This window comes from Burkholderia cepacia (genome assembly GCF_001718835.1).
Taxonomy (GTDB): Bacteria; Pseudomonadota; Gammaproteobacteria; order Burkholderiales; family Burkholderiaceae; genus Burkholderia; species Burkholderia cepacia_F.
The window spans coordinates 2295807-2321215 of the sequence record NZ_CP013444.1; the positions used below are offsets into that span (position 1 = coordinate 2295807).

Here is a 25409-nt window from a genome sequence, read left to right on the forward strand (position 1 = left end):
CAGGGTCAGACGATGCTGTCCCAATCAGTGCCCTTCGTCTTTACCGATGGTGACAATGGGTACATGACGTGCGAAGAAATGCTGACTCATCTCATCACTCACGGCGGTTATCACCGAGGCGAACTGGGAAGGCTCATGACCTTGGCTGCCTCCCGATCGGGACAGGGAATAAAATTGTCATGGGATACTTACGCGGCCCACCTTCATAGAATAGAACCCATGCACAGACTACAGGGAAAGGCGAATGCAACGGAAGCAGCTACTCATAGGCGACATTCCTAACGCTTTGTATAGCCCAGTGTGTCGCCAACTAAACATTAGTCTGCCATCTCAATTTTGTGAGCGATGTTCCGCGGCACGATTCCAACATAATCATCTGCATTATTTACACGTTGGCAGTATCGTGAAGCCGCATACAGGTTACTAGCACGTATCGATTCCATTCGCCTTGCAGGTCTCGAAAGAGTAGAAATTGGCACTGGTCCATGCGTCGGCGACCGCATCAGAAAATAGCCAGCCCTTGCGACTGAAAGCAAACAGTCTAATCACGTTCTCACACTGATCGTTGAATATCGGCCAGTTACCGTTCTCGACGTAGCTGGCCAATTTCGGCCAATAACTGCTCATGTATTGCATCGCCCCGCCCGGCAGGCACGACGGCAAGAAGTTCGGCAGAGGCTCTATCGGCACGTGTTCGACGGTAGCAAGCACACAGCCCTGTCTCGTGCACGCAATCGCAGTCTTCGCTCCAGCTTCCATTGCAAACTATGCGCTTCAGATGCGAACGGCTTGAAGGATAACATTACTGGGCGCGCCGCCTGCAGCTCGGGTACGCCGCGGGATCAAGACTGTTCAGGCGCGCAGCGTTGATCAGGCTATACATCGCCGGCGGCACGTTCGCCACCAGAGTCGGCACCAGCGAACAGATAATTCGGTCCTCGAGGGCGCCGCCGCGCAGCGCTCTGTCGATGATTAAGTTGGTCGATTTCCCCACGCCCATCACTGCAATCGTAGACGAACGCCGGCCCCTGGCTCAGCGTGCACTGAATCGCTTTGGTTGTATCGGATTTCGCCGAGAATGTGGCGAGCGTCGCTTCGACTCAGCGCTTCATGTTGTCGAGAAGCAGTACGGCTTGTGCTTGCGCACGCGTCGGCACTCGTCCAGCGGCGTGCCGCGAATCTGCTCTGAGCTTGTAGAGGGCGTCGATCCGGCGCAATGCCTGCTCCGTCACCGCGCTGGGACGAACGGCGTGCGGGTCGTGCGTGAGCCCATACAGGCAGCTTCCTGGATGACACGATCGCGATACAACTCGGCTTAGCCAGCGAACGCGTTGACCTGCAGCATGCCGGCGAAGTGAGCGAGATGCGGCTGCGGATGCTCGCTACGGCGATCAAGTGTATAGGCGCACCAGACCGCCGGCGGTTCGTCGAAGCCAGTCGAGCGCTTATCGCGCATGTAGACCCAGAGACGTCCGGTCTTCGTGCGGACATTACCGTGCGCCAGTATCGGCAGCGGCGTGTCATCCGCGTGGACTTGTTACCGATCAGCACGTAACTGCCCATGCGTAACTACCTCATGCGTGACGCGGCTAGCTGCTGCTGCATTGATCGATCTGACCCTGCAGCAGAATTAGCACCGGTCGGAAGTAGGGATCTCCGGATCCCGTTTGAGCAACCAGCCATACGGTTCAGAGCTTGGCAAGAGGTGCCTATACCTTCTAGCTGTGATTCAAATTCACACCTCGTTATCGAATTGTGCGCTAGCTTATCAGGCATGCAACCGACACAATATGGCCTTCCGGATCTTTTCCCTTGCTTTCAGGAGGTTCCATGGATATCTCATCGGCGCTCATTGCCATACTCGCGGCACTCTTGGTCGGCGCCATAAGCCCGGGCCCAAGCTTCATTCTGGTTGTCAGGAATTCGCTTGGTTTGTCTCGAAGGGACGGGCTTGCTACAGCGATTGGAATGGGCGTTGGGGGAGTATGCTTCAGTGGCGTAGCCCTAGCGGGTCTATACACACTGCTGAATAGTGTGGAATGGCTGTATGGCGGACTCAAGGTGGCCGGCGGTGCATACTTGCTATATCTCGCTCTGAAAATCTGGCGCGGATCATCGGCGCCAATTGTGATTGACGGTGACCGGTCCGAGGCAGCGCCGAATTTCGGGAGATCAGTCTGGGCGGGGTTGACCACCCAGTTGACTAACCCGAAAACAGCCATTGTTTACGGCAGCATTTTCGCGGCGCTATTGCCGCAAGAACCGCCATTGTGGTGCTATATCGTGTTACCACCGCTCGTCTTTGTAGTCGAAGCTGGGTGGTACGCAACTGTCGCAATGTGCTTCTCCGGGCATGGACTTCGACACCGCTACCTGAAATCGAAGGTTTGGATCGATCGCAGTGCTTCGGCAGCAATCGGTGTACTCGGATTCCGCCTGATACTCACCGCGCATAGGTGGACTGACCTACTGCACTGAGTTTGCAGAAACATGGTCGACTAGCAGAATGAATCGTATCAAAATTGCTTCATCAAGAGACAGATGCCGCAACCGTTTCGTCAAAGTGCACCGCTAACGCCTGCGAGGGGACTTCAACTGCGCGTCGTGCTCGTTGACCATACTATTTGGTGCGCCGGGCATTCTCTGACTGAATAGCCCTAGTTGCTCGGCCTGCCGCGGCTTTTGTCGAGACTGCAGTGAGTGCCCGAGATTACGTTAGAATCCAATCCTCAGCACCCTAGCCTACCTCTCGCGTCAGACGCCATCCCAAAGACGTAACTATCTTGAAGTCGGAAACAGGCGATCACGCTACTTCATCTGCGCTCGAAGTTCACTGATCGTGAATTCGAGCTTTCCCGTTTCCACGGAGTCAAACGGACGTTGAAGGCTGGATACCATCGCGCGCTGGAACCTTTCCCACGCCTCTGAGAACAGATAGGCGGGCACCGCTTCAAGCTGGGTGTCATACACGATCAATAGTCTTTCGAGCACTACGAGATCCTGCTCAAGCAATGACCATCTCCCGACCGTCGAGGCCCGATCGATACATCGATCGATAATAGCTTCCGCCTCCTGAAACAATACGACATCAACTTCTTGCGCCATTAGGTTTTGAAGAAAGAACGTCAAGTAGACGGTCTTCGCGAGGTATCCGAGCTGTACCGCCCCACCATGGCCACTGCGGACCGCAGCGAGTGCTACGTGCCCTTCCAACGACAGTGCACGAACGTCGGCGTTACTCAAGGGTAACAACTCAGCTTTTGTGCGGCGCTTGCGCTTGATGCGGGGATTCCGGGTCATATTCTGAAGGATGCGTTATGTGCCTGCCGAACTCTATCCAACGATGGCCGATGACGGACGGGTTGCCCTGTCAGAACCGGCGACAGCTCAACGATGGATCGCATGTTCACCACCGTAAGAACGGAATGCTCGATCCCGCCTTACTGTCGGGCAGGCGAAGGAAATCAACCCGCCCCCGCAGGCTCGGCGGAATCTGGTCTACGATGAGCCGTGCCCATGAGCGCCACATTCTACCCCCCACGAATGACTGTCTATTTGTCATCCAAATTAATAAAATTACCGAGCCTTACGGAACTAAGAAACGGCCTCATAGCGCCCCGCAACAGCAGCTCGAGTCCCTGACGGGCGTGCATCAGTCCGTGCCCACGTGTACGCATTACTCGCTTCATGGTCATTTCATATTGCATGGGTTACCTGTACGCGTCCGCACCACAGACGGGATCGTGAGCTTGCCGATAGCTCAAAATAACAATCACGCTAGTCACCGTCGGACGGTGTGCGTCTCGACAATCGGAAATTGATTTTAGATCAGCGATTAACAAGAGCGAAACCGAAGACAGCGGAGCCCAATCCACGGCCAAATCCACCCCATCAAAGAGAGTTATTAAATACCTTGACTTATAAGCGCTGATCGCATCTGGGAAATCGGTATATTCCAGGACTCTAACAATATCTTCTGAAACCATCGTCACCCTTCAAAAATTATCTCACCTCCAGGCGCCTTCCCGGCCTGCATCAAAACGATGTGCCGATTTGAAACTGGAATTTCTGATATTTATCGTCGACATGGTGCCCGATCGGAAAACCGAGACTTAACTTCAACGGCCCAATGGGCGATATCCAGGACAATCCCGCACCATACGAATATCGCAATCCGTTCGCGCCCGTGCTGTTGCCTTCGTTACCCCAGACGTTGCCGCCATCAATAAATGTGAATACGCGCAGTGTGCGATCGTACCCCGATCCTGGCAGTGGAATCGATAATTCAATATTACCCACGACAAGCTTCGATCCGCCGATCGAGTCTCCGGTCTTCGTGTCGCGCGGACCGAGCGAACTCGTCTCATAGCCGCGCACGGAGCCGATCCCGCCAGCATAGTAGTTCTCGAATATCGGATATGGCTTCCCGCCGATTCCAGCGCCGTAGCCACCCTGAAAATTGAAGCCGAGCACGTAGCCGCGCGCGAACGAATAGTAATATTGAGCGTTGACGTCGGCCTTGTAGTATTGGGTCTTCGTAACTGGCATCCCATATTCCGACGATGCCTGCATGTAGTAGCCGCGGCTTGGCATCAACGCACTGTCGCGCGCATCACGCGACCAACTGACCGATATCGGCACGGTGTTCGACACGCTGCCAAAGGAGTTGACATAGTCAATGTAGCTTTGCGGTGTGCTTGAGTCGGTCCGCAGCCTATGCTGGTCAACGCCCATGCCGAAATACACCATGTCCGTCTCGGAGAACGGAATCCCGAACTTAACGTTCGCACCGGCCGTGATGATTCGGAAACTTGTGTCGCTCGATGACGAGTAATAGAGCGGAAACGTCGTCCGATAATAGACGCTGGTAATCCGCTGAATGCCGTCGATCGTGAAATACGGATCTGTCTGCGTGACTGTCAGCGTCCGGTAACTCTTCGCAGTATTCACACTCACGCCGAGGTTCGTGCCCGAACCGAATACGTTGTCTTGTGTCACTCCGGCCGTCAACACGACCTTGTCCGACGACGATAGGCCACCGCCAAGCGTCAACGATCCAGTTGGTTTCTCGGCAACCCTCATCTGCAGATCGACCTGATCCGTTGCTCCTTCGATCGGCACGGTCGACACGTCGACATCGGTGAAATAACCGAGCCGGCTGATCCGTTCTTTCGATAGTGCGATGCGATTCGAGTCGAACCATGCATCCTCGAACTGGCGCATCTCGCGGCGGATCACTTCATCGCGCGTACGCGAGTTGCCGACGATGTTCACGTGGCGCACGTAGACGCGCTTGCCCGGATCAACCGCAAGCGTCAAATCGACCCGGTGCGCCGCTTGGTCGATGTCTGGCTGCGCATTCACCTTCGCAAACGCGTATCCGTATTCGCCGAGCTTGTCGACGATGGCCTTCGTCGTCCGTTGCAGCTTTTCCGCGGAAAAGCTGTCCCCCGCCTTCACGATCATCAGCCTGCGCAACTCAGCATCGCGGCCGAGCAGATCACCTGACAGTCGGATGTCGGATACGGTATAGGGTTCGCCTTCGTGAACGGAAAGCGTCAGATACATGTTCTTACGGTCCGGCGAGATGGACACTTGAGTTGAATCGATGGTGAACTCGAGATAGCCGCGATTCAGATAGTACGCACGAACGTTTTCGAGATCACCCGTCAGCTTCTCCTTCGAGTAAAGATCGTTCTTCGTGTACCAACTCGACCACGTCGGTGTCGATAGCTGCATTTCTCCGAGCAGCGTGCTCGTGGAAAACACCTTGTTGCCGATGAAGTTGATCTGGCGGATCTCTGCATTCGGGCCTTCCGCGACCGAGAACAACAACGATACGCGGTACGCGTCGAGCGGTGTGACTGTGGTTTTCACCTCAGCCGCGTAGTAGCCGCGTGTCAGATATTGGCGTTTCAGTTCTTGCTCGGCTCGTTGAAGCAGCACACGATCGTAGGGCATACCCGCCGCTAGCCCGACGGACTTCATCGCCTTGGTCAGGTTGTCCTTATCGAATTCGCGCGTACCGTTGAAACCGACTTCGGCGATTGTTGGCCTCTCGACCACATCAATAACCAGCACACCGTCATCGATCGATACCTTGACGTCGCTGAAGAAGCCCGTCGCATACAATGCGCGAATAAGCGCTGTTCCCTGATCTTCCGTGAACGTGTCGCCGATTCTGACCGGCAGGTACGAATCGACCGTACGCACTTCGATGCGCTTCAGTCCGTTGACTCGGATATCGCGAATCGTTGCCGACTGCGCACTATGTGCATAGCTGGGCACGATTCCGCCGCAGAGCAGCACCCCCAGGGTGGCAAATCTTTTCAGTGGTTGATTGGACATGCGGTTGGTCGATGAGAGTCGAGCTGTCAAGTTTAGAATTCATCCGCACCGCTTCGGTTACCCCTCCATTAAAACCCATTACGTTTACTTTCTAAATATTTCCCACTTGATCGCTTAGTCTGCGCAATGCGGAATTCGTACCGGCGCATACGCATGTTGTGTGTCATATCAGATATGGAGGCGACCGGAGCGATGGTACATCGCGTGCGCATAGAGGGCCGAACACTGCTCGTAACGTGCGGAAACATCTCTACACGGCTACGTACATCACCGAATTTTCCGTTACGATCTAATGCGCCTCGAGTTTCATCGCCAAGGCAGGTTTCACGTCGGAGCAGTCACCGTGACGATATAACCCGTCTTTTCGCTTCAAATTGCTGGGAGCGGTGAATGAGAAGATCCGCTCCTAATGGGTAGTTTCTTTGACCCGCATGCGCGTTTAGTATGGTGAAGGTTCAGAGTCCGTTCCAGAGAAGAAAAAAGCGATTCATCGAGGAGCAAATCATGGCATTTGAAGGAAGCCGAGGCGGGCCTGAAGCCGGCGGAGCTGTGCCGCCAATACGGCATCTCCGACGCGATCTACGACAGGTGGAAAGCGACGTTCGGTCGGATGACGGTCTCCGAAGCGCAGCATCTGAAGGAACTGGGGCAGGAGAACAAGCTCAAGCGCCTGTTGGCCGAATCGGTGCCAGGGAACGCCTCGCTGAGGGACCTGCTGGCCCAAAAGGAGCAAGCCCGCAAGTCCAGCGCTAAGCGGTCCGAGTATTGATGACCGAACGCGCCATGGGTACTACCCGCGCCAGCCGACTGGTAGGGATTTCGCGGTCGCCGTTCCGCTACGAATCACGCCGCCGCGTTAACGACGAAGCACTGACTGGCCGGAGGATGGCCATCCCCGCGCAGAAACGCCGCGACGGCTATCGCCAAATTCACGTGCTGTTGCAGCGGGATGGCGGCGTTGCCAGCCGCAAGCGCATCTGGCGCCTGCACAGCAAGGGAGCCCGAGCATGCGCAAGCGGCGACGCACGCGTATTGCGGCTGTCGAGCGCACGGCGCTGCCATTGCCAATGGGCTCGGTTCAGCGTTGGTCGACGGATTTTCTGACGGGCTGGCCTATGGTCTGCGGTCTCGATGTCTGAGCGTGGTCGACAATTGCACGCGTGAAGGCTTGGTCATCGAGGTCGATACATCGCTGCCGGGCTTACGAGTGCAGAAAGTGCTCGAACGGCTCAAGAAAATGCGAGGCTTGTCTCATCCGTCACTGTGGACTACGGACCGGAGTTCGCTGGTAAGGTGATGGACGTATGGGCCTACGAAGCCGGTGCCACGCTGTCTTTCGTTCGGCTTGGCAAACCTGTGGAGAACGCCTATATCGAGAGCTTCAACTGGCGGTTCCGTGATAGATGCCTGAACCAGCACGGGTTCGTCCCCATACACCACACCAAGCGGCTGATTGAAATTTGCTCTAACGCAACTCTCTGTCGTATCAGGCAAGCTCGCTTAGCTACTGCACGACCCCCGCGACGAGCCGATCCGCTTCGTCGAAGCACTCGACGCCCGCGACCTGCGGCGCACCGCAAATCGTGAACACCGGCTTGCCCCACTGCAACCCGAGCGCGATTTCGGACAGCGTGCGGAGCCCGCCGCCCACCGCGATCAGGCACACCGACGCGCGTGCGACCAGCGCATTGCGCGTGATCCCGAGGCCGGTCGGCAACGCGACGCTCAGGTACGGATTCGCCAGCGCGGCGTCGTCTTCGGGCAACAGCCCGATCGCGCAGCCGCCGGCCGCATGCGTGCCTCGCGCGGCGGCCGCCATCACGCCCTGCTTGCCGCCGCCGACGAGCGCGATACCCGTGGCCGCCACCGCGTGCGCGATCCGTTCCGCGACCCGCATCTGTTCGTCGGTCGCGTCGCGCGGGCCGATCACGCCGACCGGCATCCGGTGCCGGTGCATGCCGCGTTGCCGTTGCGCCAGTCGCGCGAGCGCGTCGCGGGCCGGTTCGGACCACGCGCATTCAATGACGTCGTTGGCGAACAAGACCTTCCCCCAGTGCCAGAACGCAGGTACAGATGGCCGTCAGCCCGATCGACAGCACGGCCGCCTGCGAAAAATCGGTTTGCCCGTCCGACAGCTTCAAATACATCAGCAGCGGCAGGATGTTGATCTGCGTGCCGGCCAGCGCCAGCGCCGTGCCGTACGTGCCGAGCGCGATCGCGGTCACGAGGCACCATGCGGATGCGACCGACGGCCACAGCTCGCGCCACGCGACGTCGAGCCACGCGCGCCAGGGCCGCGCGCCGAGCGTCAGCGCCGCCTCGAGCGGCCGCCGGTCGAGATTCGCGAGCGTGGGGTAGATCATCAGCGCGACGCGCGGGATCAGGTAATACGCATAGGCGACCGCGAGCCCCGGCATCGTGTAGATCGCGCCGCCGATCACGGTCGGATCGGCGCCCAGCGCGGCCAGCAGCGTGGTCACGAAGCCTGAGCGGCCGAATGCGAGGATGAAGCCGTACGCGATCACCAGCCCGGAAAACGCCAGCGGCACGCCGAGCAACGCGAGCGACCAGTGACGACGGGCCGGCGACTGTCCGGCCAGCGCGAACGCGACCGGCACGCCGACGGCGACCGACAGCGTGCCGGCGCCGACAGCCAGCGCCAGCGAGCGCACGATCGCATCGGCGACGAGCGGATCGCGCCACACCGCCGCGAACGCGCGGCCGCCGCCCGTGCATGCCGCGTCGACGAGCGCGGCCAGCGGCAGCACGAAGCACACGGCAAGCAATGCCGCCGCTAGAAGCGCGCCGAAGCGGCGCAGCACGCCGCGTTCGGGTAAGGAAGCCTGCATCCCTCGCCCCTTATTGGCCGAGCGTGGCCTGCGACCAGAGCTGGTCGACCTCGGCCTTGCGCGCCGCCGCCTTCGCGACATCGAGCGGGCGCACCTGCGGCGCGTTCGGCAGTTTCGCCGCGACTTCCGGCACGACCGGCGTGCCCGGCACCGCCGGACGCACGTAGCCTTGCGCGAATAGCGCCTGCCCGACGTCGCTCATCACGAGGTTGAGCCAGAGCTGCGCGGCGGACGGATTCGGGCCGTTCTTCACGAGACTCATCGCGTAGGGTGCCGACACGCTGCCGTCCTGCGGAATCACGACGTCGGCCGCGTCGCCCATGCCGTCCGCGTACTTCGCCTTGAGGCCGTCGTTCTCGTAGCCGATCAGGATCGGGATCTCGCCCTTCACGAACTTCGCGTACGGCGTCGTGCCCTCCACGCGCAGCACGTTGCCGGCCTGCTTCAGCTTGCCGAAGAAGTCGGCGCCCGGCTTCGGATTCTCGACGCCGCCGCCGTTCGCATACGCGGCCGCGAACACCGCGACCTGGCCTTGTCCGGTCGAGCGCGGGTCGAGATAGACCACCGCGTTGCGGTACTCGGGCTTCAGCAGGTCGGACCAGCGCTGCGGTACGTTCTTGACGAGCTTCCGGTTGACCAGGAACGCGATGTTCAGCGAATGCACGGCGAACCAGCGAGCGTCGGTCGCGCGGAACACGCCCGGCAGCTTGTCGAAGTTGATCGGCCGGAACGGCGCGACGACGTCCTTGCCGGCAGCATCGAGCGCCGACGCCGCGAAGTAGTACGCGGTGTCGGCCTGCGGACGGCGGCGCGACTTGTCGAGCGCGACGACGGTCGCGGCCGAGCCGATGTCGTTGTACGTGATCTCGACCTTCGGGTAGCGCTTGCGGAATTCGGCGAACAGCGCCTTCCAGTTCGCCCATTCGGGGCCGGTATCGAACGACACGACGAGCCCTTCGTCGGCCGCCTTCGCGTACAGCGCGTCTTCGCCCGGGTACAGCGGCGCGGCGTGCGCCGCCGCGCTGGAAAGCGCCGCGAGCGCGCACAGCGCCAGCACGCGGGCGCGCATGGCCTTCACAAAAAGGGAGCCTGCAAGCATCGTGAATCTCCGTTGAACGAAAGAGGTCATTGCGCGGCCGGCGACGCCGGCAGCACGAGCAGATGGCAAGGGTCGATCGCGATGCTGCGCGCGGCGGGCTCGCGCCCTTCGCACAGCAGCACGTCGGCCGAGCCGTCGGGAATGAAGTCGTAGCGCTGCGTCGCGCCGAAGTAGCGCACGTCCCCGCGGCGGCCGTCGATGCGGTTCGCGCTGTGTTCCGGCGGATCGGCCTGCACGTGTTCGGGCCGCACCAGTACCTCGATTTCCGCGCCCGGCCGGTGCTCGCCCGTTTCCGCGCGCAGCGTCGCGAAACGCACGTCGACGGTGCCGTGCGCGAGCACGCGGCCGCGCAGCAGCGTCGAATGTCCGACGAAGCGCGCGACCTGGGCGGTCGCCGGGCGCTCGTACAGGTCGCGCGGCGTGCCGGCCTGCAGCACGCGACCGCCGTCGACGATCGCGACGCGGTCGGCCATGCTCAGCGCTTCGTCCTGATCGTGCGTGACGAACAGCGTCGTCGCGCCGCAGGCACGCTGCAGCGCGCGGATCTCGTCGCGCAACTGATGACGGATGCCGGCATCGAGCGCGGCCAGCGGCTCGTCGAGCAACAGCAGCTTCGGCTCGATCACGAGCGCGCGCGCCAGCGCGACGCGCTGTTGCTGTCCGCCCGACAGCATCGCGACGCCGCGCGTCGCATGCGCGGCCAGTCCGACCCGCTCGAGCATGTCCAGCGCGCGCTGGCGCCGCACGCCGGCCGCGACGCCGCGCATCCGCAGCCCGTACGCGACGTTGTCGACGACCGACAGGTTCGGAAACAACGCATAGTGCTGAAACACCATCCCGACTTCGCGGCGCCATACCGGCACGCCGGCCACGTCGTCGCCGCCGATCGCGATGCGCCCGTGCCAGCCGTCGAGCAGCCCGGCGGCAAGGCGCAGCAGCGTCGATTTACCGGAGCCGCTGCGTCCCATCACCGCGAGCAGCTCGCCTTGCGCGGCGGACAACGTGACGTCGTCGACGCCGTGACGCGCACCGGGATACTGAAAGCTGACGTGTTCGAATTCGAGGCTCATGAAGGACTCATTTCAGACGTTGGACGGTGCCGACAGACACGAGCGTCGCGAGCACGGCGAGAACGAGCAGCACGACGGTCGCCGCGCATGCCATCCCGGTCGCGCCGTAGAACGCCTGCAGCAGCACGATCGGATAATTCCGGTAGCGAAAACCGGCGATCAGGTTCGAGATCTGGAATTCGCCGATCGATAGCGCGGCCACCATCACGAGTCCGGAAAACAGGCTATGGCGCAGGTTCGGCAGCACGATCGTGACGAACTGGCGCAGCGGCGTCGCACCGAGCGTCGCCGCGCAGGCTTCGAGGCGCGCAAGATCGAGATGGCGCAAGTCTCCCAGCAGCGTCTGCAGCAGATAAGGCAGCGTCAGCACCGCGTGGGCCGCGACCATCAGCGGCAACGTGCCGAGCCACGGCAGCGCGTCGCCGCTGAAGATCGCGATGTAGCCGAAGCCGAGCGTCAGCGCCGGCACCGCGACCGGCATCAGCATCACGACGCGCGTCGCGAAACCGCCGCCGGCCTGCGCGCGATGATGCAGCGCATACGCGAGCGGCAGGCCGATCGCCGCGTTGAGCGCGCAGCACGCCAGCGCGACGATGAAGCTCACGCCGAACGCGCGCGTGAAACTCCGGTTCGCGATCAGGTCGGCGAACCAGTGCCCGGTGACGCCGGCGGGCAGCAACGTGTTCGTCCACGATTCGCCCACCGCGCCGATCAGCAGCAAGGCGATCGGCAACAGCAGGTAGAGCGCGAACACCGCGAGCAGCGCCTGCAGCAGCAGGCGCCCGACGGGCGGCCGGGCCGGTTTGTTACGACGAATCGGAATACCGTCGGCCACGGCCGGGGCGGTTGACGCAGGCATGAACACACTCGCTGACGATCGGAAAAATCCTCGCGCAACGCCCGCCGGACGAGGCCCGCATGCGTTGTCGAAGCCGGCGCAGTGTGCGGTTCCGACATGGCATCGTCATGAAAAAAACGTAAAAAGCGCGCATCGACCTGTGCAAGGACGGAACAGCTCGCCATGAAGCACCTGTATCCGAACGTGGCGGAACTGCATGCATTCGCCACGTCCGCGAAGTACCTGAACTTCTCCTACGCGGCCCGCGAACTGGGCCTGACGCCGAGCGCGGTCAGCCGGCAGATCGCGAACCTCGAGGCGCTGTTCGGCGTGAAGCTGTTCGTGCGCGAGGGACGCGGCCTCGCGCTCACCCGTGCCGGTCAGGTGTATCACGCGCGCGTCGTCGGCCCGCTGCGCGAAATCGGCAACGCGTCGATCGAGCTGCTGAGCGCCCGCGAAAACAGCGACCTGCTGACGATCGCGAGCGTGCCGACGTTCACGACCAAGTGGCTCGTGCCTCGCCTGACTGAGTTCCTCGCTGCCGCCCCAGACGTGACACTGAGCTTTCGACGTCATCTAGCACACGGCGACCCCTTTCCTCTCGAACTCGACGCAGCTATCCGTTACGGCGATGGCCTCTGGGATGGTGTACGGAGCGACTATTTGGATGGACGGACTTTCGTACCAGTTTGCTCGCCGGAATTCGCGTCGAAGTATGTGCTGCGCACCCCGGCCGATACTGCTACCGTCCCACGGCTTGTTCATGAACAAGCCCAAGACGCATGGTCCGATTGGGCGAAGAGATATGGCGTTACACACATGAATCCATTCTCCGGCCCGCGATTCGAGCAATACTCCGTACTCATCCAGGCAGCACAAACGGGGCTCGGACTCGCACTGGTACCGGTTTTCTTGATTGGAACACTGATCGACACTGCCTTGCTTGTGCAGCCGATCGATGCGCCAGTAGAGCTAGATAATCAAGGACATTATCTATGTTGTACTACAGATAGGCTCGGCGCAAGCTCAGGGCGGTTTCAAGGGCGAAGTGCAACACCTCGCGGGTTACTGAACGGGAAGCCGGTCTATGGGGTTAGCCAGGACTTGGGCAAGGATTTCCAGAGGGGTGTGCCAGTTCAGTGTGGCGCGCGGTCGGGTATTGAGTTTGTCGGCAATGGCGTCGAGGTCATCTTGAGAGTAGACGGACAAATCAGTGCCTTTTGGCAGGTACTGCCGCAGCAGGCCGTTGGTGTTTTCGCAGGTGCCGCGTTGCCAAGGGCTGTGCGGATCACAGAAATAGACGCGCACATTGGTCGCGGCGCTCAGTTCGGCGTGTCGCGCCATCTCGCGACCTTGATCGTAGGTCAGCGTCTGGCGCAGCGGTTCGACGAGCGATTGCAGCTTGGTCGTGAACGCGGCCAGCGCCGAAGCGGCCGTCGCGTCGGGCATCTTCGCCAGCAGGACGGCGCGGCTCATGCGTTCGACCAACACGGCCACCGACGATTTGTTCTCGGCACCCTTGATAAGGTCGCCCTCCCAATGGCCCGGCATGAGGCGATCATCGATTTCGGGCGGACGCACGTGGATGCTGATCATGTCGGGAATCGTCGCGCGCCGATCGGCGCCACGCGATCGCGGCAGGCGTTTGTTGCGATGCTGGCGCAGGCAGGCAATCAGTTCGCGGCGCAACTCGCCGCGAGGCTGGGCGTAGATGGCGTTGTAAATCGTTTCGTGGGACACGTGCAGGCTCGGGTCGTCGGGAAAGACACGCTTCAGAGTACCGGCGATTTCCTGCGGCGACCACTGACGTTCGCAAAGCAAGCGACGAACGAGGCCCCAAAGGATCGAATCTGGTGCGAGCTTCGGATCCGGCCGTCCAGCCTGTCGGCGCGCGTCGCGAGATGCCTGCGCGGCGCGCGGGCAGTACAGGCCGTTGGATTGGGTATTGCGGGCCAACTCGCGACTGAGCGTCGACGGCGCGCGCTTGAGCTTGCGGGCGATCGCCCGCAAGCTCAAGCCTTCGTCCCGCCAGAAATCGATTCGCATACGTTCTTCAGGTTGCAGTTGTTGGTACGTTCTCTTTGCCATTCGCGGACATTACCGGATGGCGAGAGTGTTGCACTTCAGATTTGAGGCCGCCTCAGCGTTGCGGCGATTCCGCGAATGGATATTGGAAGCATTTCAACGGTAGCAGATTGGTCTCCTCTCGTCTTCGCCGTCTCTTGGGGACTTATTATCACGGTGCAATTACTCGCTACTCGAGCATTGCGCGCTACCGCGCGCTGTTTGCCATGCTGCGCAATAGCGCTATACCATCCCACGCCAGTCCTTTACGTTCGACAAAAAACGCAGCCCATCTGGCATATTGCGCTGTAAAGTCAGCGAAGGCCAGCCGGATCGAGGCCACCTGGACCTCCTTCACCAGGAAATCCACAAGTCGGCCTTCCCCAGTAACATGCGCCTAGACTAGACGTCAACACAACCAATACCAGGCCCATGAACGCCTTCTTTACACGTTTCCGCATATCACACCTCGATTTATCGAAACACGGGACATCTTCAGCGTCGCGAGCGCCATAAATTCAACGAGGTGGCGCCAGCAAGATGTTCGCAATCACGCCAGTCGCGAGAGTCGCTAGAACGAAGTCACCATTTACCTCAAGCCAGTAAAAACCTGGGGGTGGCGGCGGAAGATTGTAAGCCTGCCAATCGCCGACAATGTACTGTGGCCCGCGATAGTCCGGCGGAACAAGACCACCGCGACGCCAGTCGCTATGGGGTACGGGGAAGCTCCGACCTACCGCTGCAGCACCCGGACCAGGCAATCCCTGCGCAAATCCTGGTACCAACAGCCCCAGTAGGCTCATTTCAATTGCAAATGCGATGACCCTAATTTTCACCTCGTTCCTCCTTTGAAAAGTACGAACAATAATCGCAGAGGACTTAGATGACGTGCTTACGATATCTTGCAAATTGGTTCAGTCGCTGTCATTTGTGACACTATTTCCCTACACCAGAGATAGGTCGCGCAATTGATCCCACGATCTCCATTTCTAGACACAATCATCAACACGCCTTATAATTTAGACATATTAACGATTTTTTTCACACACCAGACTAAAAACCAGCGATTTTGTTGCGGCCGGTCGCCTTGGCATAGTAAAGTGCCTCATCGGCCGCCTTGACTACGGAATCGGCCCCACCATCCTGGCACTGAGTCCAACTTGCAAGGCCAATACTGACGGTAACACGACCACATTCGCTGGCCGCGTGCTCAAGTTCCAATCCGCTGACTGCCGTTCGAATTCGCTCGGCAATTTGGGCAGCGTCGCTTAACGGCGTATCCGACAGCAACACCACGAATTCCTCTCCGCCATAGCGCGCCGCGGTATTTGCCGGTCGCCGGATATGTCCGGCAATGCAACGTGCCACCGCAGCCAAAGCATCGTCCCCAGCCCGGTGGCCATAAGAGTCGTTGTACGCCTTGAAGCGATCGACATCGATGAACAACAGCGAAAATATGGAACGTATGCGGCGCGCGCGACGCCACTCCCGGTCGAGCGCGTCATCGAAGCTACGACGGTTGTGTAAGCCGGTAAGGCCGTCGGTACGCGCCAGCAGAGCGAATTGAGATTCCGATTGCGTCCGGCGCCGTAGTTGTCTAAAAAGCATGACAGTGACCACAACGAAGGTGCTCCCGAACGTTGCTATCAGCACGCCGATAATCACGGCGTGGTTTCGCCATGCCGAAAAAATATCCCCTTCTTTCTTCTCCACCACGATGGCGAGCGGCAGGTTGGGCAGGTTGGGCAGGTTGCTGATGTAGTAGAAACGGCGGCTTCCATCGTCCGCAGACGTGTCGAAGAGCCATCCCTCTACTGTCGCCTGAAACGATCTAAAGGCTGAGAATTTACCGAAGTCACGACCTATAGCGGAAGCGTTATACGGCTCACGCATGATTATGACACCATCCCTACCGATGAGCGTGATCAAACCGTTGTGACCAACTGACAGTTCCGCTAATAACCAATGGAAATACTCGATATTCACCTCAGTGATTGCGACGCCTGCGAATGAACCGTCCGGATTGGCGATCCGTCGTTACAACACAATGCTTGATCCGCCCACCCTGAATCGTGATGCAATCGGATCGCTAATGTATAAACCCGCGTTCGGGTTGTCGCGATGGATGGCAAAGCATTTGCAGTCTGCGGAATTACCGTACCTGAGCGAATTATTGACATAATTCTTATAATTTTTCCGGTCGCTGTAGGTCCCAAGTTCAGATGTCGCGTTTCCGCCAAATAAAAATGTCGTGTTTTGGCCTGTAGGTTGATCGCCTGCACCCTTGGGAGCGCCAGCGATGAACGCGACTGGGACGATCACCATGACGATGCGTGAAGTGGATCGGCTGAAGGTCATTGAGGCTGCAGCCGAATGTAGGCTCAAGCCCGGCCAGGCGGCCGAACGGATGAAGTTGAGCGTGCGGCAGATTGAGCGTCTGGTATTGCGCTATCGCGCGGCCGGCGTGGCCGGATTGGTGTCAGGCAAGCGTGGGCGCCCGAGTAACCATCAACTGCCTGCTGGAAAGGCGCAGCGGGCGCTGGCGTTGATCCGCGAGCGCTACGGGGATTTCGGACCGACGCTGGCGTGCGAGAAACTGCACGAATGTCATGGCATTGATCTGGCTGTCGAGACGGTTCGTACGCTGATGAGGGCTTCTGGCCTCTCGATTCCACGCAAACAACGCCTGCCGAAGGTCTACCAACCGCGCAACCGTCGCGCATGCCTCGGCGAACTGATTCAGATTGACGGTAGCGACCACCGTTGGTTCGAGGACCGTGCGCCAGCTTGCACGCTGTTGGTGTTCATCGACGATGCAACCGGACGGTTAATGGCGCTGCATTTCACGGCGACCGAATCGACGTTCAGCTATTTTGAGGCGCTGTCGAAGTATCTGGATTCGCACGGCAAGCCGATGGCGTTCTATAGCGACAAGGCCAGCGTCTTTTACGTGAAGAAGCGCTCGGAGACCGCAGGCAAAGGCGTCACGCAGTTTGGCCGAGCGCTGTACGAGCTCAATATCGACGCGTTCTGTGCAAACACGAGCCAGGCCAAGGGGCATGTGGAACGGGCCAACCTGACACTGCAGGATCGGCTCGTCAAAGAGCTTAGACTGCGTGGAATCAGCACATGGGAGGCCGCTAACGCGTATGCGCCCTCCTTCATCGCCGATTTCAATCGTCGCTTCGGCAAACCGCCGAAAAGCGATCACGACGCACACAGGCCACTGCGTGCGGATGAGTATCTGAGACAGATCCTGTCGTATCGCGTGCCGCGCAAGGTATCCAACGCGTTGACAGTGCAGTACGACCGCGTGATGTATCTGCTCGCCGATTCGGAGGCAAATCGGAGCCTCGTGCATGAATACGTCGAGGTCGTCGAATATCCGGACGGGATGATCGAAGTACAGGCCAACGGTGCGGTGCTGTCATGTCAGCAATACGATCGCATCACGCGTATCGATCAAGGCGCCGAGGTCGAGAACAAGCGGCTGTCCAGCGCATTGGAAGTCGCACGGCGCATCCAGAATATGCGTGACGATCGCCGCGCTTCCGGCTCACCGTCGCGCACCCATTGCGGTGCCGAGGTCCAGGCAAAGAAGGCGCTCATCGGGCTGAAGAAGCAGCGTGCCATCGAGCTTGCTGACCTGAATCAAGCGATTCTTGGAGTCAGCGGCAAAGGAATCAGGGAACGGGGGGCGGCTTCGCCGCCCCACCCCAACACCATAAACAAGGACAAGACAAAGCCCAAACACCGCGACATTTCAATTTAGCGGGAAACTCGACAATTGAACTTAGCGGGAACAGTCGCGTCAAGCACAAAGATCGATCTAGAAATGTGCGCTTTCGAAAGATCGCGGAATAAGGCACCTAACCGGAGCGTTGGCGGAGCCGCCATTACGTCGGTGTGTCGTAGACCATGAATCGTCGTCTGCAGGGAAAAGTCATATAAGTCGAGAATACGCACAACATCGCGGCTCGCTACCACGCCGAGATTTCGTGAGGCTTCGCGAGCACAGTCGAGTGTATCGCGGCGACTCTAAAGCAACTGTAGCATACACAAAACCACCATAGCTCCAGCGATTGCAATGCAGATTATTACATTTTCATAACAGACAACCGATTTTAATTGCGCAAATCTCATCAACAAAGACGCACAATCATCGAATGTCGCGAAAAATTCGCCTCCCCGACCCTTCCTTAATAATCTACTCAAAAATATCATTACTCACCACATAGGCCTTTATTCAAATAAAACATGAAAATATAGTCAGAAATTTAATTCGCCATCAACAAACCGAAGCCGAAAATAACTCTCTCCAACGAATCATATCCAATAAACACCCCATCAATTTAGCAAACACAAAATAGCCAACCCCATATTAACACCACCCATAAATCAGCAGCCTTAAATACAGAATGACACCATATCACGAACAGCCCAATCGCCCTCCCAACCCGAGGTAAAAACACATCAAAAAAAAACCTCATCCCCGCAAAGGGATGAGGTCAGAGGGCGCTCCTCCCGGGGGTTATAGGAGAAGCTGCACGTATATAGTAGGAGCCCATCTCACAATATTCAATTTCATAAAATTTCCCATCATTACATTAAATTTATAATATTCCAACTTCACACGGCGCACTTGGTTTTGATAAAATCCAAGTTCACCAGCGTCGCATTACACGCAGTACGTGAGGCACCGGAGCAACGCCACGAACTCAAATTACGTCACACCACACCATATCTTCATACTATCGCCCTCATAGGCGCTACTGAAAACATTGACACACATCCGACCTGGAGTGAGCGGAATGAAACGAACCAGACAATCAGCGATCGATACGCGCTCACGGATACTCGATTCAGCAGAAATTGCCTTTTTCCGCAATGGAGTGATTGATACATCTCTTAGCGACATCGCGGTTACGGCAGGAGTCACACGCGGCGCAATCTATGGACACTTCCGCAACAAGTCTGCAGTCTTTGATGCAATTTTCGAGCGGGCCGGACTATCTCTCGCCCCTTTCATCATGGAGTTAATTGAAGATAAAGGCATTAACCCACTCAGCACTCTAAAAGACCAACTGGCAAAGCGACTATCAAGCATTTTTTGCATAGGAAAGCCGCGATTGCTCTATACTATCGCTTATATTAAATGCGGGTATTCCCCTGGTATTTCAGAATTTTCGACAAGAATTCAAACTGAGAATCGAAATTCCGAGCACATTATCGAGCGCTATTTGAAGCAGGCTGTTTTATACGAGCAAATACCCCACCACACCGAAACTCGGCACTCAGCTTACTTCATCCACTCCTCATTGATGGGAATTGCCTTGTCCAATTTACGCGACACCACACCGACATTCGGAACGGTCAATGACGCTCGAGAAGTTGTCGATTTGGTATTTCGTTGTATCCAGAACAACGAGGACTGATGACAATGACCGTTCATCAAACTGCAAATAATCGCTCGATCGACGGTTACCCCCTTAAACCGTGACATTTCTCCGGAAATGGGTTGCCGGAGGGCTCGTCCGAACGAAGCGCCCGATTCTCTCTCACGTCGCAGTGGACACTGCATGTGTCGTAGATCTACTGGCCCGTGGAATCAATGCCGAGGGTCCACTCTGTGAAAGTAAACGGTATAGAATTCGGTGTATCGCCCGAGCGATACATAGCCCGGATCATCTTTCCAACTTCCCTACGGTGATGCCCGCGATAATCACACTGTGCACACATGCCAACGCATTATCCGCAGCGTGATCGTAGCAAGTATTGCCCCGCTGCAGTGGCTAGTCGAAGTTGGCGCCTCGCGATCTTAGTTCAGTCGTCGCTTGAAACAGTTCGGTCGGACGCCCTTACGCTACTGCTGCGCTCAAGTAGACGCGAATAAGTCGGAGTCGATCGCTTCCCCAGTCACCGTCGCGTCGACAATCACTCCGTTCGGGTTCGAGTCCACGATGACTTGTCCGTCGGCTGCTTCAACGGCTTCAGTCAACCGGTCTTGGACTGCCAGCTTTGCACCACTCCTTGCGTCAGCATCAAGCTACACGAATCCAGTGGCGGCTTCGTCAGCAAATATGCTACCTCGTGAACAAGCGGGCCAATACGAGCTATGGGCCATTACTCGTCCTCGTGCAACAGATCGAACACCTGTTGCAAGTACAGAGAGCCCCCGCGCTCAAACACGTCAACATTGTAGATCGCACCGCATCAACATGGCGCTCGCGCTCGTCGCCGCGCTCAAGCGAGCCCAAACAATCAAAGCGCGCTGGCAGGTCAACGGTTACGTCAAGTTAATCCGCCAGCGCCACGGCTAAAATTGCCTACGGTAGGATCCCCCTAGATCGAGAACAAACGCGCTCAATCCGTCGGAATGTCGAGTATGTGGCAGCTCGAGTGGTGGCAGACGTCGTGCACCCTGCAATGGCGCTCGCGGCGGACCTTCGGCCGGATCACCAATCAATTTGCACAGCCCACCGATTCTCTCGCACCAGCCTCCTGTGCAATACAGGGTATAGCAATCCCCAAATATCAGCCAGATTCTTCGCTTACGACCATCCGCCGCCCAGAACCTTATAAAGCGTGACCTGGTTCGATAGCTTCGCCAACTGATCAGTAACGAGTTGCTGTTGCGCGGAATACAACGTGCGCTGAGCGGTTAGCAGGGTTAGGAAGCTGTCAGTGCCGATACGATAGCGCACCTGCGCAAGGTCATAGTATCCCTGAGCAGATCTGACATACTCGCGATCTGCTTCGACCTGCATCATATACGTCTCGCGTCCGGCCAACGCGTTCGATACCTCTTTGAACGCGGTCTGAATCGCCTTTTCATAGTCCGCTATGTAAATGCTCTTCTCGACTTTCGCCTCGTCCAGCGTGGCTTTGTTACTTCCATAATCGAAAATCGGAATTGAAAGCGACGGAGCGAATGTCCATGCGCCAGTGCCGGCTTTGAACAATCGCGACAAGCTCGTACTGGACGTACCCGCTGTAGCAGTTAACTCGATCTTTGGAAAGAATGCAGCCCGCGCCGCACCGATATTCGCATTCGCCGCCTTCAGCGAGTGCTCAGCTTCTATGATATCCGGCCGTCGTGTCAACAAATCCGACGGCATCCCAGCGGCAACGTCAGCGAACATCGCATCGCTGTCCAGCAGTGTCGGACCATCGTCCAATCCTTCCGGCAGTGGGCAGCCAATTTCCGCGGCAAGATTGTTAAGATCTTGTGCAACCGCGCGCGTGTAGGATGCAACATCTGCCTTCGCTGATGCAAGCGAGGTCTGCGCCTCCCGCACATCTTGCAATGAAGCACTTCCAGCCTTCATTTTGGCAACCGTAAGGTCGTAAGTCTTTTGGTCAGCCTTTGCAGTATTGGTTGCAATCTTCAATGATGCTTCATCAGCGCGAAGTTGCAGATAGTCGGTTGCGACCGTCGCGATCAGCGAGAGTTGCGTGCTCGTACGAGACGCATCAGTTGCCAAATAGTTTTCGAGTGCCTGCCGCTTAAGACTGCTCAATCTCCCGAAGAAATCAATCTCCCACGATGTAGCACCGACAGAAACACTGTTCGATCTGCTGATCGCACCTCCACTGTAACTATTCGTTACGGATCCGCTCACGTCAATTGATGGTGCGAGCGCGGCCCGCGTGACGCGATACTTCGCTTCGTACTGTGCTACTTGCAGCGCTGCGACACGAAGATCGCGATTGTTCTCGAGGGCGAGCGCAATCAGTCTGCGCAGATTCGGGTCTCGATAGAAGTCACGCCAGACAATCTCCGCCGCGGGTACCGTATTCTCTCCACTCGTGACGGGCCTTGCCGATATCGACGTCGCCGCGCCGCCGTAAGCAGGACCTGTCGGCCACGAATTCTCAACGGGCGCAGCCGGACGCTGATAGACAGGATCGAGAGAACAGGCGCCAAGCGCCGCCATGCAAATCAATGCGAGGATTTTAACTTTCATGCACCTTCCCCTGCATGCTGGCCATCGTTCTTCCCGCGTTCCCTGAACAGGGTGCGTACGACGACGAAAAACACCGGTACGAAGAATATTGCCAGCACCGTCGCGGCGATCATTCCGCCTGCAACACCTGTCCCAATCGCATGTCGCGCCGCCGAACCGGCGCCAGTGCTGATCACAAGCGGCAGTACCCCGAACACGAATGCCAACGATGTCATCAGGATCGGTCTCAGCCGGAGGTGTGCCGCTTCCAGCGTCGCGTTGATGACAGTTCGTCCCTGTGCCTGCAGCTCCTTCGCGAATTCGACGATGAGAATTGCATTCTTCGTTGACAAACCAATTGTTGTGAGTAGGCCAACCTTAAAATACACGTCGTTCTCGAGACCGCGCAGGTGAGCGGCCACCAGCGCCCCCAGCACACCAACCGGCACTACGAGGATAACCGCCAGCGGCACCGACCAGCTCTCGTACAACCCCGCCAAACAAAGGAAAACAACAAGCAACGAGATTGCGTATAGATAGATCGCCTGCGAGCCAGCGAGCTTCTCCTGATACGACTGGCCGGTCCATTCGATACCGATACCAGGGGGTAGTTGCTGAGCCAGCTTCTCGACCGCATTCATTGCCTGTCCGGTACTGACACCGGGTAGCGTCTGCGAGCTCATTCGCATTGCCAATGCCCGGTTGTAGCGCTCGATTTGCGGCGGTCCAAACGTCCAACGCGCGGTCGAGAATGCGGAGAAGGGCACCATTTCACCATCGTACGACGTTGTCGACGTACCTGACGAAGAGCTAGATGACGAGCCCGACGACGAATTGGCACGGACATACCACTGACCAATATCGGCTGGCATCATCCGGTACGGCGCATCGGCCTGTACGTAAACCTTCTGGATGCGCCCCGCATCAATATAGTTGTTCACATACGATGAGCCGAACGCGGTCGAGAGCGTCGTATTCACGTCCGATATGGACAGACCTAACGCACTTGCCTTCTCACGGTCTATATCAACATAGAGTTGCGGCGTATCCTCCAGTCCCGCCGGACGCGTCATCCAAAGAAAATGGCTCTTCGCAGCAAGTGCCATAAATTGATTTCGAGCACTCAGCAGCCTATCGTGACCCAGACCGGAACGGTCCTCGATTTCGAAGTCGAGTCCGCTCTGTGTACCAAGCCCCTGAATAGCCGGCGGATTCATAACGAATATCTGTGCGTCGCGGCGCTTGAAGAACGCGGCGTTGGCTCGGCGAATCACCGCCTGCGCGCTATCGCTCCCACGCTGACTCCAGTCCTTCAACTGCACGAACGCAAACGCATTGTTCTGCCCTTGTCCATTAAAACTGAAGCCATTGATGACCATCACATGCGCGACTGCCGGCTGCTTCAAGAAATACTGCTCGAGCGCCTCGACAGTCTTGAGCGTGCTCGATGCCGGAGTCCCCACAGGGGCCGAGATAGTGACCATGATTGAACCTTGATCCTCCTCCGGGAGGTACGACGACGGCAGCGTTACGAATAGCAGAGCAACAATACCGGTGACCAGCGCGTATGCAATCATCCAGCGCACCGGCTTCGCGACGACACGTGCGAGGGATGTACTGTATTCATTGTTAGCCTTTTCGAATAATCGATTGAATGCACCTAAAAATCCCTTGCGCTCGTGATGCACAAGTGAAGCGGGCGCAAGCAATGTCGCGCAAAGTGCCGGCGTCAACGTCATTGCAAGCAGAACGGACAGCACCATTGCTGAAACAATCGTCACCGAGAACTGCCGGTAGATCGCGCCCGTCGAGCCTGAGAAGAATGCCATTGGGATGAACACGGCGGTCAGCACCATCGTAACGCCGATGAGTGCGCCCGTAATCTGACCCATGGCCTTCTCCGTCGCGGCCTTGGGATCAAGTTGCTCGTCCGTCATGATCCGCTCGACGTTCTCGACAACGACGATGGCGTCGTCAACGAGTAGGCCGATCGCCAGCACCATTGCGAACATCGATAGTACGTTGATCGAAAAACCTATCACCGACATCACACCCAGCGTTCCAAGCAAGGCAACTGGCACGACGATCGTCGGAATCAGCGTCGCACGCAAGTTCTGCAGGAATAGGTACATGACCAAGAACACCAGGATCACGGCCTCGATGAGCGTCTTCACCACTTCCTCGATCGAGATTCGAACGAATGGTGTCGAGTCGTATGGGTAGCTGATCACAACATCTTTCGGTAGCTGAGGTTGTAGTTCAGCTAGCTTTGCGCGGACCTTGCTCGCAGTCGACATTGCGTTTGCGCCCGTCGACAACTTGATCGCCAGCGCAGCAGTGGGCTTTCCATCCAGCCGTGAGGAAGTGGCATATGAGTCACCGCCGACTTCGACACGCGCAACGTCCCTTAGTCGCACTTTCGAGCCATCCGTATTCACACGCAGCAAGATCTCCCCGAATTGCTCTGGCGTCGTCAACAAGCTTGATGACGAGATGGTCGCGTTTATCGCCTGAGACCCCGTCGCAGGAGCGCCACCTAGTTCGCCAACTGACAACTGCACATTCTGATTAGTGATAGCGGTCGTCACATCGGATGCGGTCATCCCGACACTTTTCAGTTGCACTGGATTCAGCCAGATCCGCATCGCATGTTCGGCACCAAATAGCGTGACATCCCCCACGCCAGTCAGCTGCGTCAGCGGGTCTTCGATCTGCGTCGCAATTACGTTGCCGAGATCAATAGAGTTCAGAGAGCCACCGGGTGACGAGAGGGCCACAATCAGCAGAAAGGCGTCTGTGGCCTTTGCCACTTGCACGCCCTGTTCCTGCACCGTTTCAGGTAGCGACGCCGACGCTTGAGTCACTTTGTTCTGCACCTGCACCTGAGCGATGTCAGGGTTGGTGCCGGGCGCAAACGTCAGAGTGATAGTTGCCTGTCCGGCGTTGCTGCTAGTCGACGATATGTACATCAGGTTATCGATACCGGAAAGCTTCTGTTCGATCACCTGCGTAACTGTTTTGGCAATCGTGTCAGCCGAGGCGCCCGGATACGTCGCGGTCACCCGCACTGACGGTGGCGCTATTGTCGGATACTGTTCCACCGGCAATGTCGTCGTTGCCGCAGCACCGACCAACATGATTACGATCGCAATGACCCACGCGAGAATCGGACGTTGTATGAAAAATCGTGCCATG

General features: G+C 57.9%; 19 protein-coding genes and 3 pseudogenes. 8 read left to right on the forward strand and 14 right to left on the reverse strand.

The window, feature by feature from the left end:
- Window positions 1–12: 12 nt before the first annotated feature.
- Window positions 13–282, forward strand: coding sequence for a DinB family protein (locus tag WT26_RS36650; RefSeq protein WP_080485771.1), 270 nt, complete (start codon window positions 13–15; stop codon window positions 280–282).
- A gap of 141 nt (window positions 283–423) precedes the next feature.
- Here the strand turns inward: WT26_RS36650 and WT26_RS30150 are convergent, their stop codons facing one another.
- Together WT26_RS30150 and WT26_RS37775 are read right to left on the reverse strand one after the other, a co-directional pair.
- Window positions 424–711, reverse strand: coding sequence for an IS66 family transposase (locus WT26_RS30150; protein WP_196222170.1), 288 nt, complete (start codon window positions 709–711; stop codon window positions 424–426).
- Between the two features lie 118 nt (window positions 712–829).
- A pseudogene (locus WT26_RS37775) lies at window positions 830–1537 on the reverse strand (IS66 family transposase); the annotation flags it as partial.
- A 293-nt stretch (window positions 1538–1830) separates the two neighbouring features.
- Here WT26_RS37775 and WT26_RS36660 point away from each other — a divergent pair.
- Complete coding sequence (locus WT26_RS36660) at window positions 1831–2478, forward strand: LysE family translocator (protein ID WP_080485773.1); 648 nt, start codon at window positions 1831–1833, stop codon at window positions 2476–2478.
- A gap of 330 nt (window positions 2479–2808) precedes the next feature.
- Here the strand turns inward: WT26_RS36660 and WT26_RS30160 are convergent, their stop codons facing one another.
- Together WT26_RS30160 and bamA are read right to left on the reverse strand one after the other, a co-directional pair.
- The gene (locus tag WT26_RS30160) at window positions 2809–3300 is read right to left on the reverse strand and encodes a hypothetical protein (protein ID WP_069271464.1); all 492 of its coding nucleotides are present in this window, start codon (window positions 3298–3300) and stop codon (window positions 2809–2811) included.
- A 735-nt stretch (window positions 3301–4035) separates the two neighbouring features.
- Window positions 4036–6348: an outer membrane protein assembly factor BamA gene (bamA, locus tag WT26_RS30165; protein ID WP_080485775.1), complete on the reverse strand. Its 2313-nt coding sequence runs from the start codon at window positions 6346–6348 to the stop codon at window positions 4036–4038.
- A 511-nt stretch (window positions 6349–6859) separates the two neighbouring features.
- Here bamA and WT26_RS30170 point away from each other — a divergent pair.
- From WT26_RS30170 to WT26_RS39195, 3 genes are all read left to right on the forward strand, one after another.
- Window positions 6860–7117, forward strand: coding sequence for a transposase (locus WT26_RS30170; RefSeq protein WP_080485776.1), 258 nt, complete (start codon window positions 6860–6862; stop codon window positions 7115–7117).
- Window positions 7117–7452, forward strand: a complete 336-nt coding sequence (locus tag WT26_RS38685) for a hypothetical protein (RefSeq protein ID WP_155123255.1) — start codon at window positions 7117–7119, stop codon at window positions 7450–7452. Before WT26_RS30170 ends, WT26_RS38685 begins: the two co-directional genes overlap by 1 nt.
- A gap of 192 nt (window positions 7453–7644) precedes the next feature.
- Window positions 7645–7935 carry an integrase core domain-containing protein gene (locus WT26_RS39195; RefSeq protein WP_155123256.1) on the forward strand — a complete coding sequence of 97 codons (291 nt, stop codon included), beginning with the start codon at window positions 7645–7647 and terminating at the stop codon, window positions 7933–7935.
- On the opposite strand, the gene WT26_RS30175 is transcribed toward WT26_RS39195, so the two are convergent.
- From WT26_RS30175 to WT26_RS30195, 5 genes are all read right to left on the reverse strand, one after another.
- Entirely contained in the window at window positions 7853–8305 is a 453-nt protein-coding gene (locus WT26_RS30175; RefSeq protein WP_155123303.1) for a lysine decarboxylase, read from the reverse strand. The genes WT26_RS39195 and WT26_RS30175 overlap by 83 nt on opposite strands.
- A gap of 61 nt (window positions 8306–8366) precedes the next feature.
- Window positions 8367–9197, reverse strand: a complete 831-nt coding sequence (locus WT26_RS30180; RefSeq protein WP_069271467.1) for an ABC transporter permease — start codon at window positions 9195–9197, stop codon at window positions 8367–8369.
- Window positions 9198–9207: 10 nt separating this feature from the next.
- Window positions 9208–10296 (reverse strand): extracellular solute-binding protein, encoded by a 1089-nt coding sequence (locus WT26_RS30185; RefSeq protein WP_069271468.1) that lies wholly within the window; start codon window positions 10294–10296, stop codon window positions 9208–9210.
- Window positions 10297–10322: 26 nt separating this feature from the next.
- Window positions 10323–11366: an ABC transporter ATP-binding protein gene (locus WT26_RS30190; RefSeq protein WP_069271469.1), complete on the reverse strand. Its 1044-nt coding sequence runs from the start codon at window positions 11364–11366 to the stop codon at window positions 10323–10325.
- Window positions 11367–11373: 7 nt separating this feature from the next.
- A complete protein-coding gene (locus WT26_RS30195; RefSeq protein ID WP_069271470.1) occupies window positions 11374–12225 on the reverse strand; it encodes an ABC transporter permease in 852 nt (283 codons plus the stop codon).
- Window positions 12226–12387: 162 nt separating this feature from the next.
- On the opposite strand from WT26_RS30195, the pseudogene WT26_RS36670 reads away from it, so the two are divergent.
- Window positions 12388–13233: pseudogene (locus tag WT26_RS36670) on the forward strand (LysR substrate-binding domain-containing protein); the annotation flags it as partial.
- A 36-nt stretch (window positions 13234–13269) separates the two neighbouring features.
- On the opposite strand, the gene WT26_RS30205 reads toward WT26_RS36670, so the two are convergent.
- The 3 genes and pseudogenes from WT26_RS30205 to WT26_RS30210 all read right to left on the reverse strand — a co-directional run.
- Entirely contained in the window at window positions 13270–14292 is a 1023-nt protein-coding gene (locus tag WT26_RS30205) for an IS30 family transposase (RefSeq protein ID WP_059807745.1), read from the reverse strand.
- A gap of 494 nt (window positions 14293–14786) precedes the next feature.
- Window positions 14787–15071: an RcnB family protein gene (locus tag WT26_RS36675; protein ID WP_080485777.1), complete on the reverse strand. Its 285-nt coding sequence runs from the start codon at window positions 15069–15071 to the stop codon at window positions 14787–14789.
- Between the two features lie 250 nt (window positions 15072–15321).
- A pseudogene (locus WT26_RS30210) lies at window positions 15322–16443 on the reverse strand (diguanylate cyclase); the annotation flags it as partial.
- A gap of 124 nt (window positions 16444–16567) precedes the next feature.
- On the opposite strand from WT26_RS30210, the gene WT26_RS30215 reads away from it, so the two are divergent.
- The gene (locus WT26_RS30215) at window positions 16568–18040 is read left to right on the forward strand and encodes an ISNCY family transposase (protein WP_069271472.1); all 1473 of its coding nucleotides are present in this window, start codon (window positions 16568–16570) and stop codon (window positions 18038–18040) included.
- 1039 nt (window positions 18041–19079) lie between these two features.
- Window positions 19080–19703: a TetR family transcriptional regulator gene (locus WT26_RS36680; protein ID WP_080485778.1), complete on the forward strand. Its 624-nt coding sequence runs from the start codon at window positions 19080–19082 to the stop codon at window positions 19701–19703.
- A 1116-nt stretch (window positions 19704–20819) separates the two neighbouring features.
- Here the strand turns inward: WT26_RS36680 and WT26_RS30220 are convergent.
- Both WT26_RS30220 and WT26_RS30225 read right to left on the reverse strand, forming a co-directional pair.
- On the reverse strand, window positions 20820–22235 hold the full coding sequence (locus WT26_RS30220) for an efflux transporter outer membrane subunit (protein WP_069271473.1): 1416 nt from the start codon (window positions 22233–22235) through the stop codon (window positions 20820–20822).
- Window positions 22232–25408, reverse strand: a complete 3177-nt coding sequence (locus WT26_RS30225; protein WP_069271474.1) for an efflux RND transporter permease subunit — start codon at window positions 25406–25408, stop codon at window positions 22232–22234. Before WT26_RS30225 ends, WT26_RS30220 begins: the two co-directional genes overlap by 4 nt.
- Window position 25409: the final 1 nt, after the last annotated feature.

Coding starts and splice junctions, on each gene's coding strand:
- WT26_RS39195 (WP_155123256.1), top strand. CDS start 7,645: ATGGACGTATGGGCCTACGAAGCCGGTGCCACGCTGTCTTTCGTTCGG.
- WT26_RS30195 (WP_069271470.1), bottom strand. CDS start 12,225: ATGCCTGCGTCAACCGCCCCGGCCGTGGCCGACGGTATTCCGATTCGT.
- WT26_RS30175 (WP_155123303.1), bottom strand. CDS start 8,305: ATGCACCGGCACCGGATGCCGGTCGGCGTGATCGGCCCGCGCGACGCG.
- WT26_RS30205 (WP_059807745.1), bottom strand. CDS start 14,292: ATGGCAAAGAGAACGTACCAACAACTGCAACCTGAAGAACGTATGCGA.
- WT26_RS30225 (WP_069271474.1), bottom strand. CDS start 25,408: ATGGCACGATTTTTCATACAACGTCCGATTCTCGCGTGGGTCATTGCG.
- WT26_RS38685 (WP_155123255.1), top strand. CDS start 7,117: ATGACCGAACGCGCCATGGGTACTACCCGCGCCAGCCGACTGGTAGGG.
- WT26_RS30185 (WP_069271468.1), bottom strand. CDS start 10,296: ATGCTTGCAGGCTCCCTTTTTGTGAAGGCCATGCGCGCCCGCGTGCTG.
- bamA (WP_080485775.1), bottom strand. CDS start 6,348: ATGTCCAATCAACCACTGAAAAGATTTGCCACCCTGGGGGTGCTGCTC.
- WT26_RS36675 (WP_080485777.1), bottom strand. CDS start 15,071: ATGAGCCTACTGGGGCTGTTGGTACCAGGATTTGCGCAGGGATTGCCT.
- WT26_RS30220 (WP_069271473.1), bottom strand. CDS start 22,235: ATGAAAGTTAAAATCCTCGCATTGATTTGCATGGCGGCGCTTGGCGCC.
- WT26_RS30215 (WP_069271472.1), top strand. CDS start 16,568: ATGAACGCGACTGGGACGATCACCATGACGATGCGTGAAGTGGATCGG.
- WT26_RS36650 (WP_080485771.1), top strand. CDS start 13: ATGCTGTCCCAATCAGTGCCCTTCGTCTTTACCGATGGTGACAATGGG.
- WT26_RS36680 (WP_080485778.1), top strand. CDS start 19,080: ATGAAACGAACCAGACAATCAGCGATCGATACGCGCTCACGGATACTC.
- WT26_RS30160 (WP_069271464.1), bottom strand. CDS start 3,300: ATGACCCGGAATCCCCGCATCAAGCGCAAGCGCCGCACAAAAGCTGAG.
- WT26_RS36660 (WP_080485773.1), top strand. CDS start 1,831: ATGGATATCTCATCGGCGCTCATTGCCATACTCGCGGCACTCTTGGTC.
- WT26_RS30180 (WP_069271467.1), bottom strand. CDS start 9,197: ATGCAGGCTTCCTTACCCGAACGCGGCGTGCTGCGCCGCTTCGGCGCG.
- WT26_RS30190 (WP_069271469.1), bottom strand. CDS start 11,366: ATGAGCCTCGAATTCGAACACGTCAGCTTTCAGTATCCCGGTGCGCGT.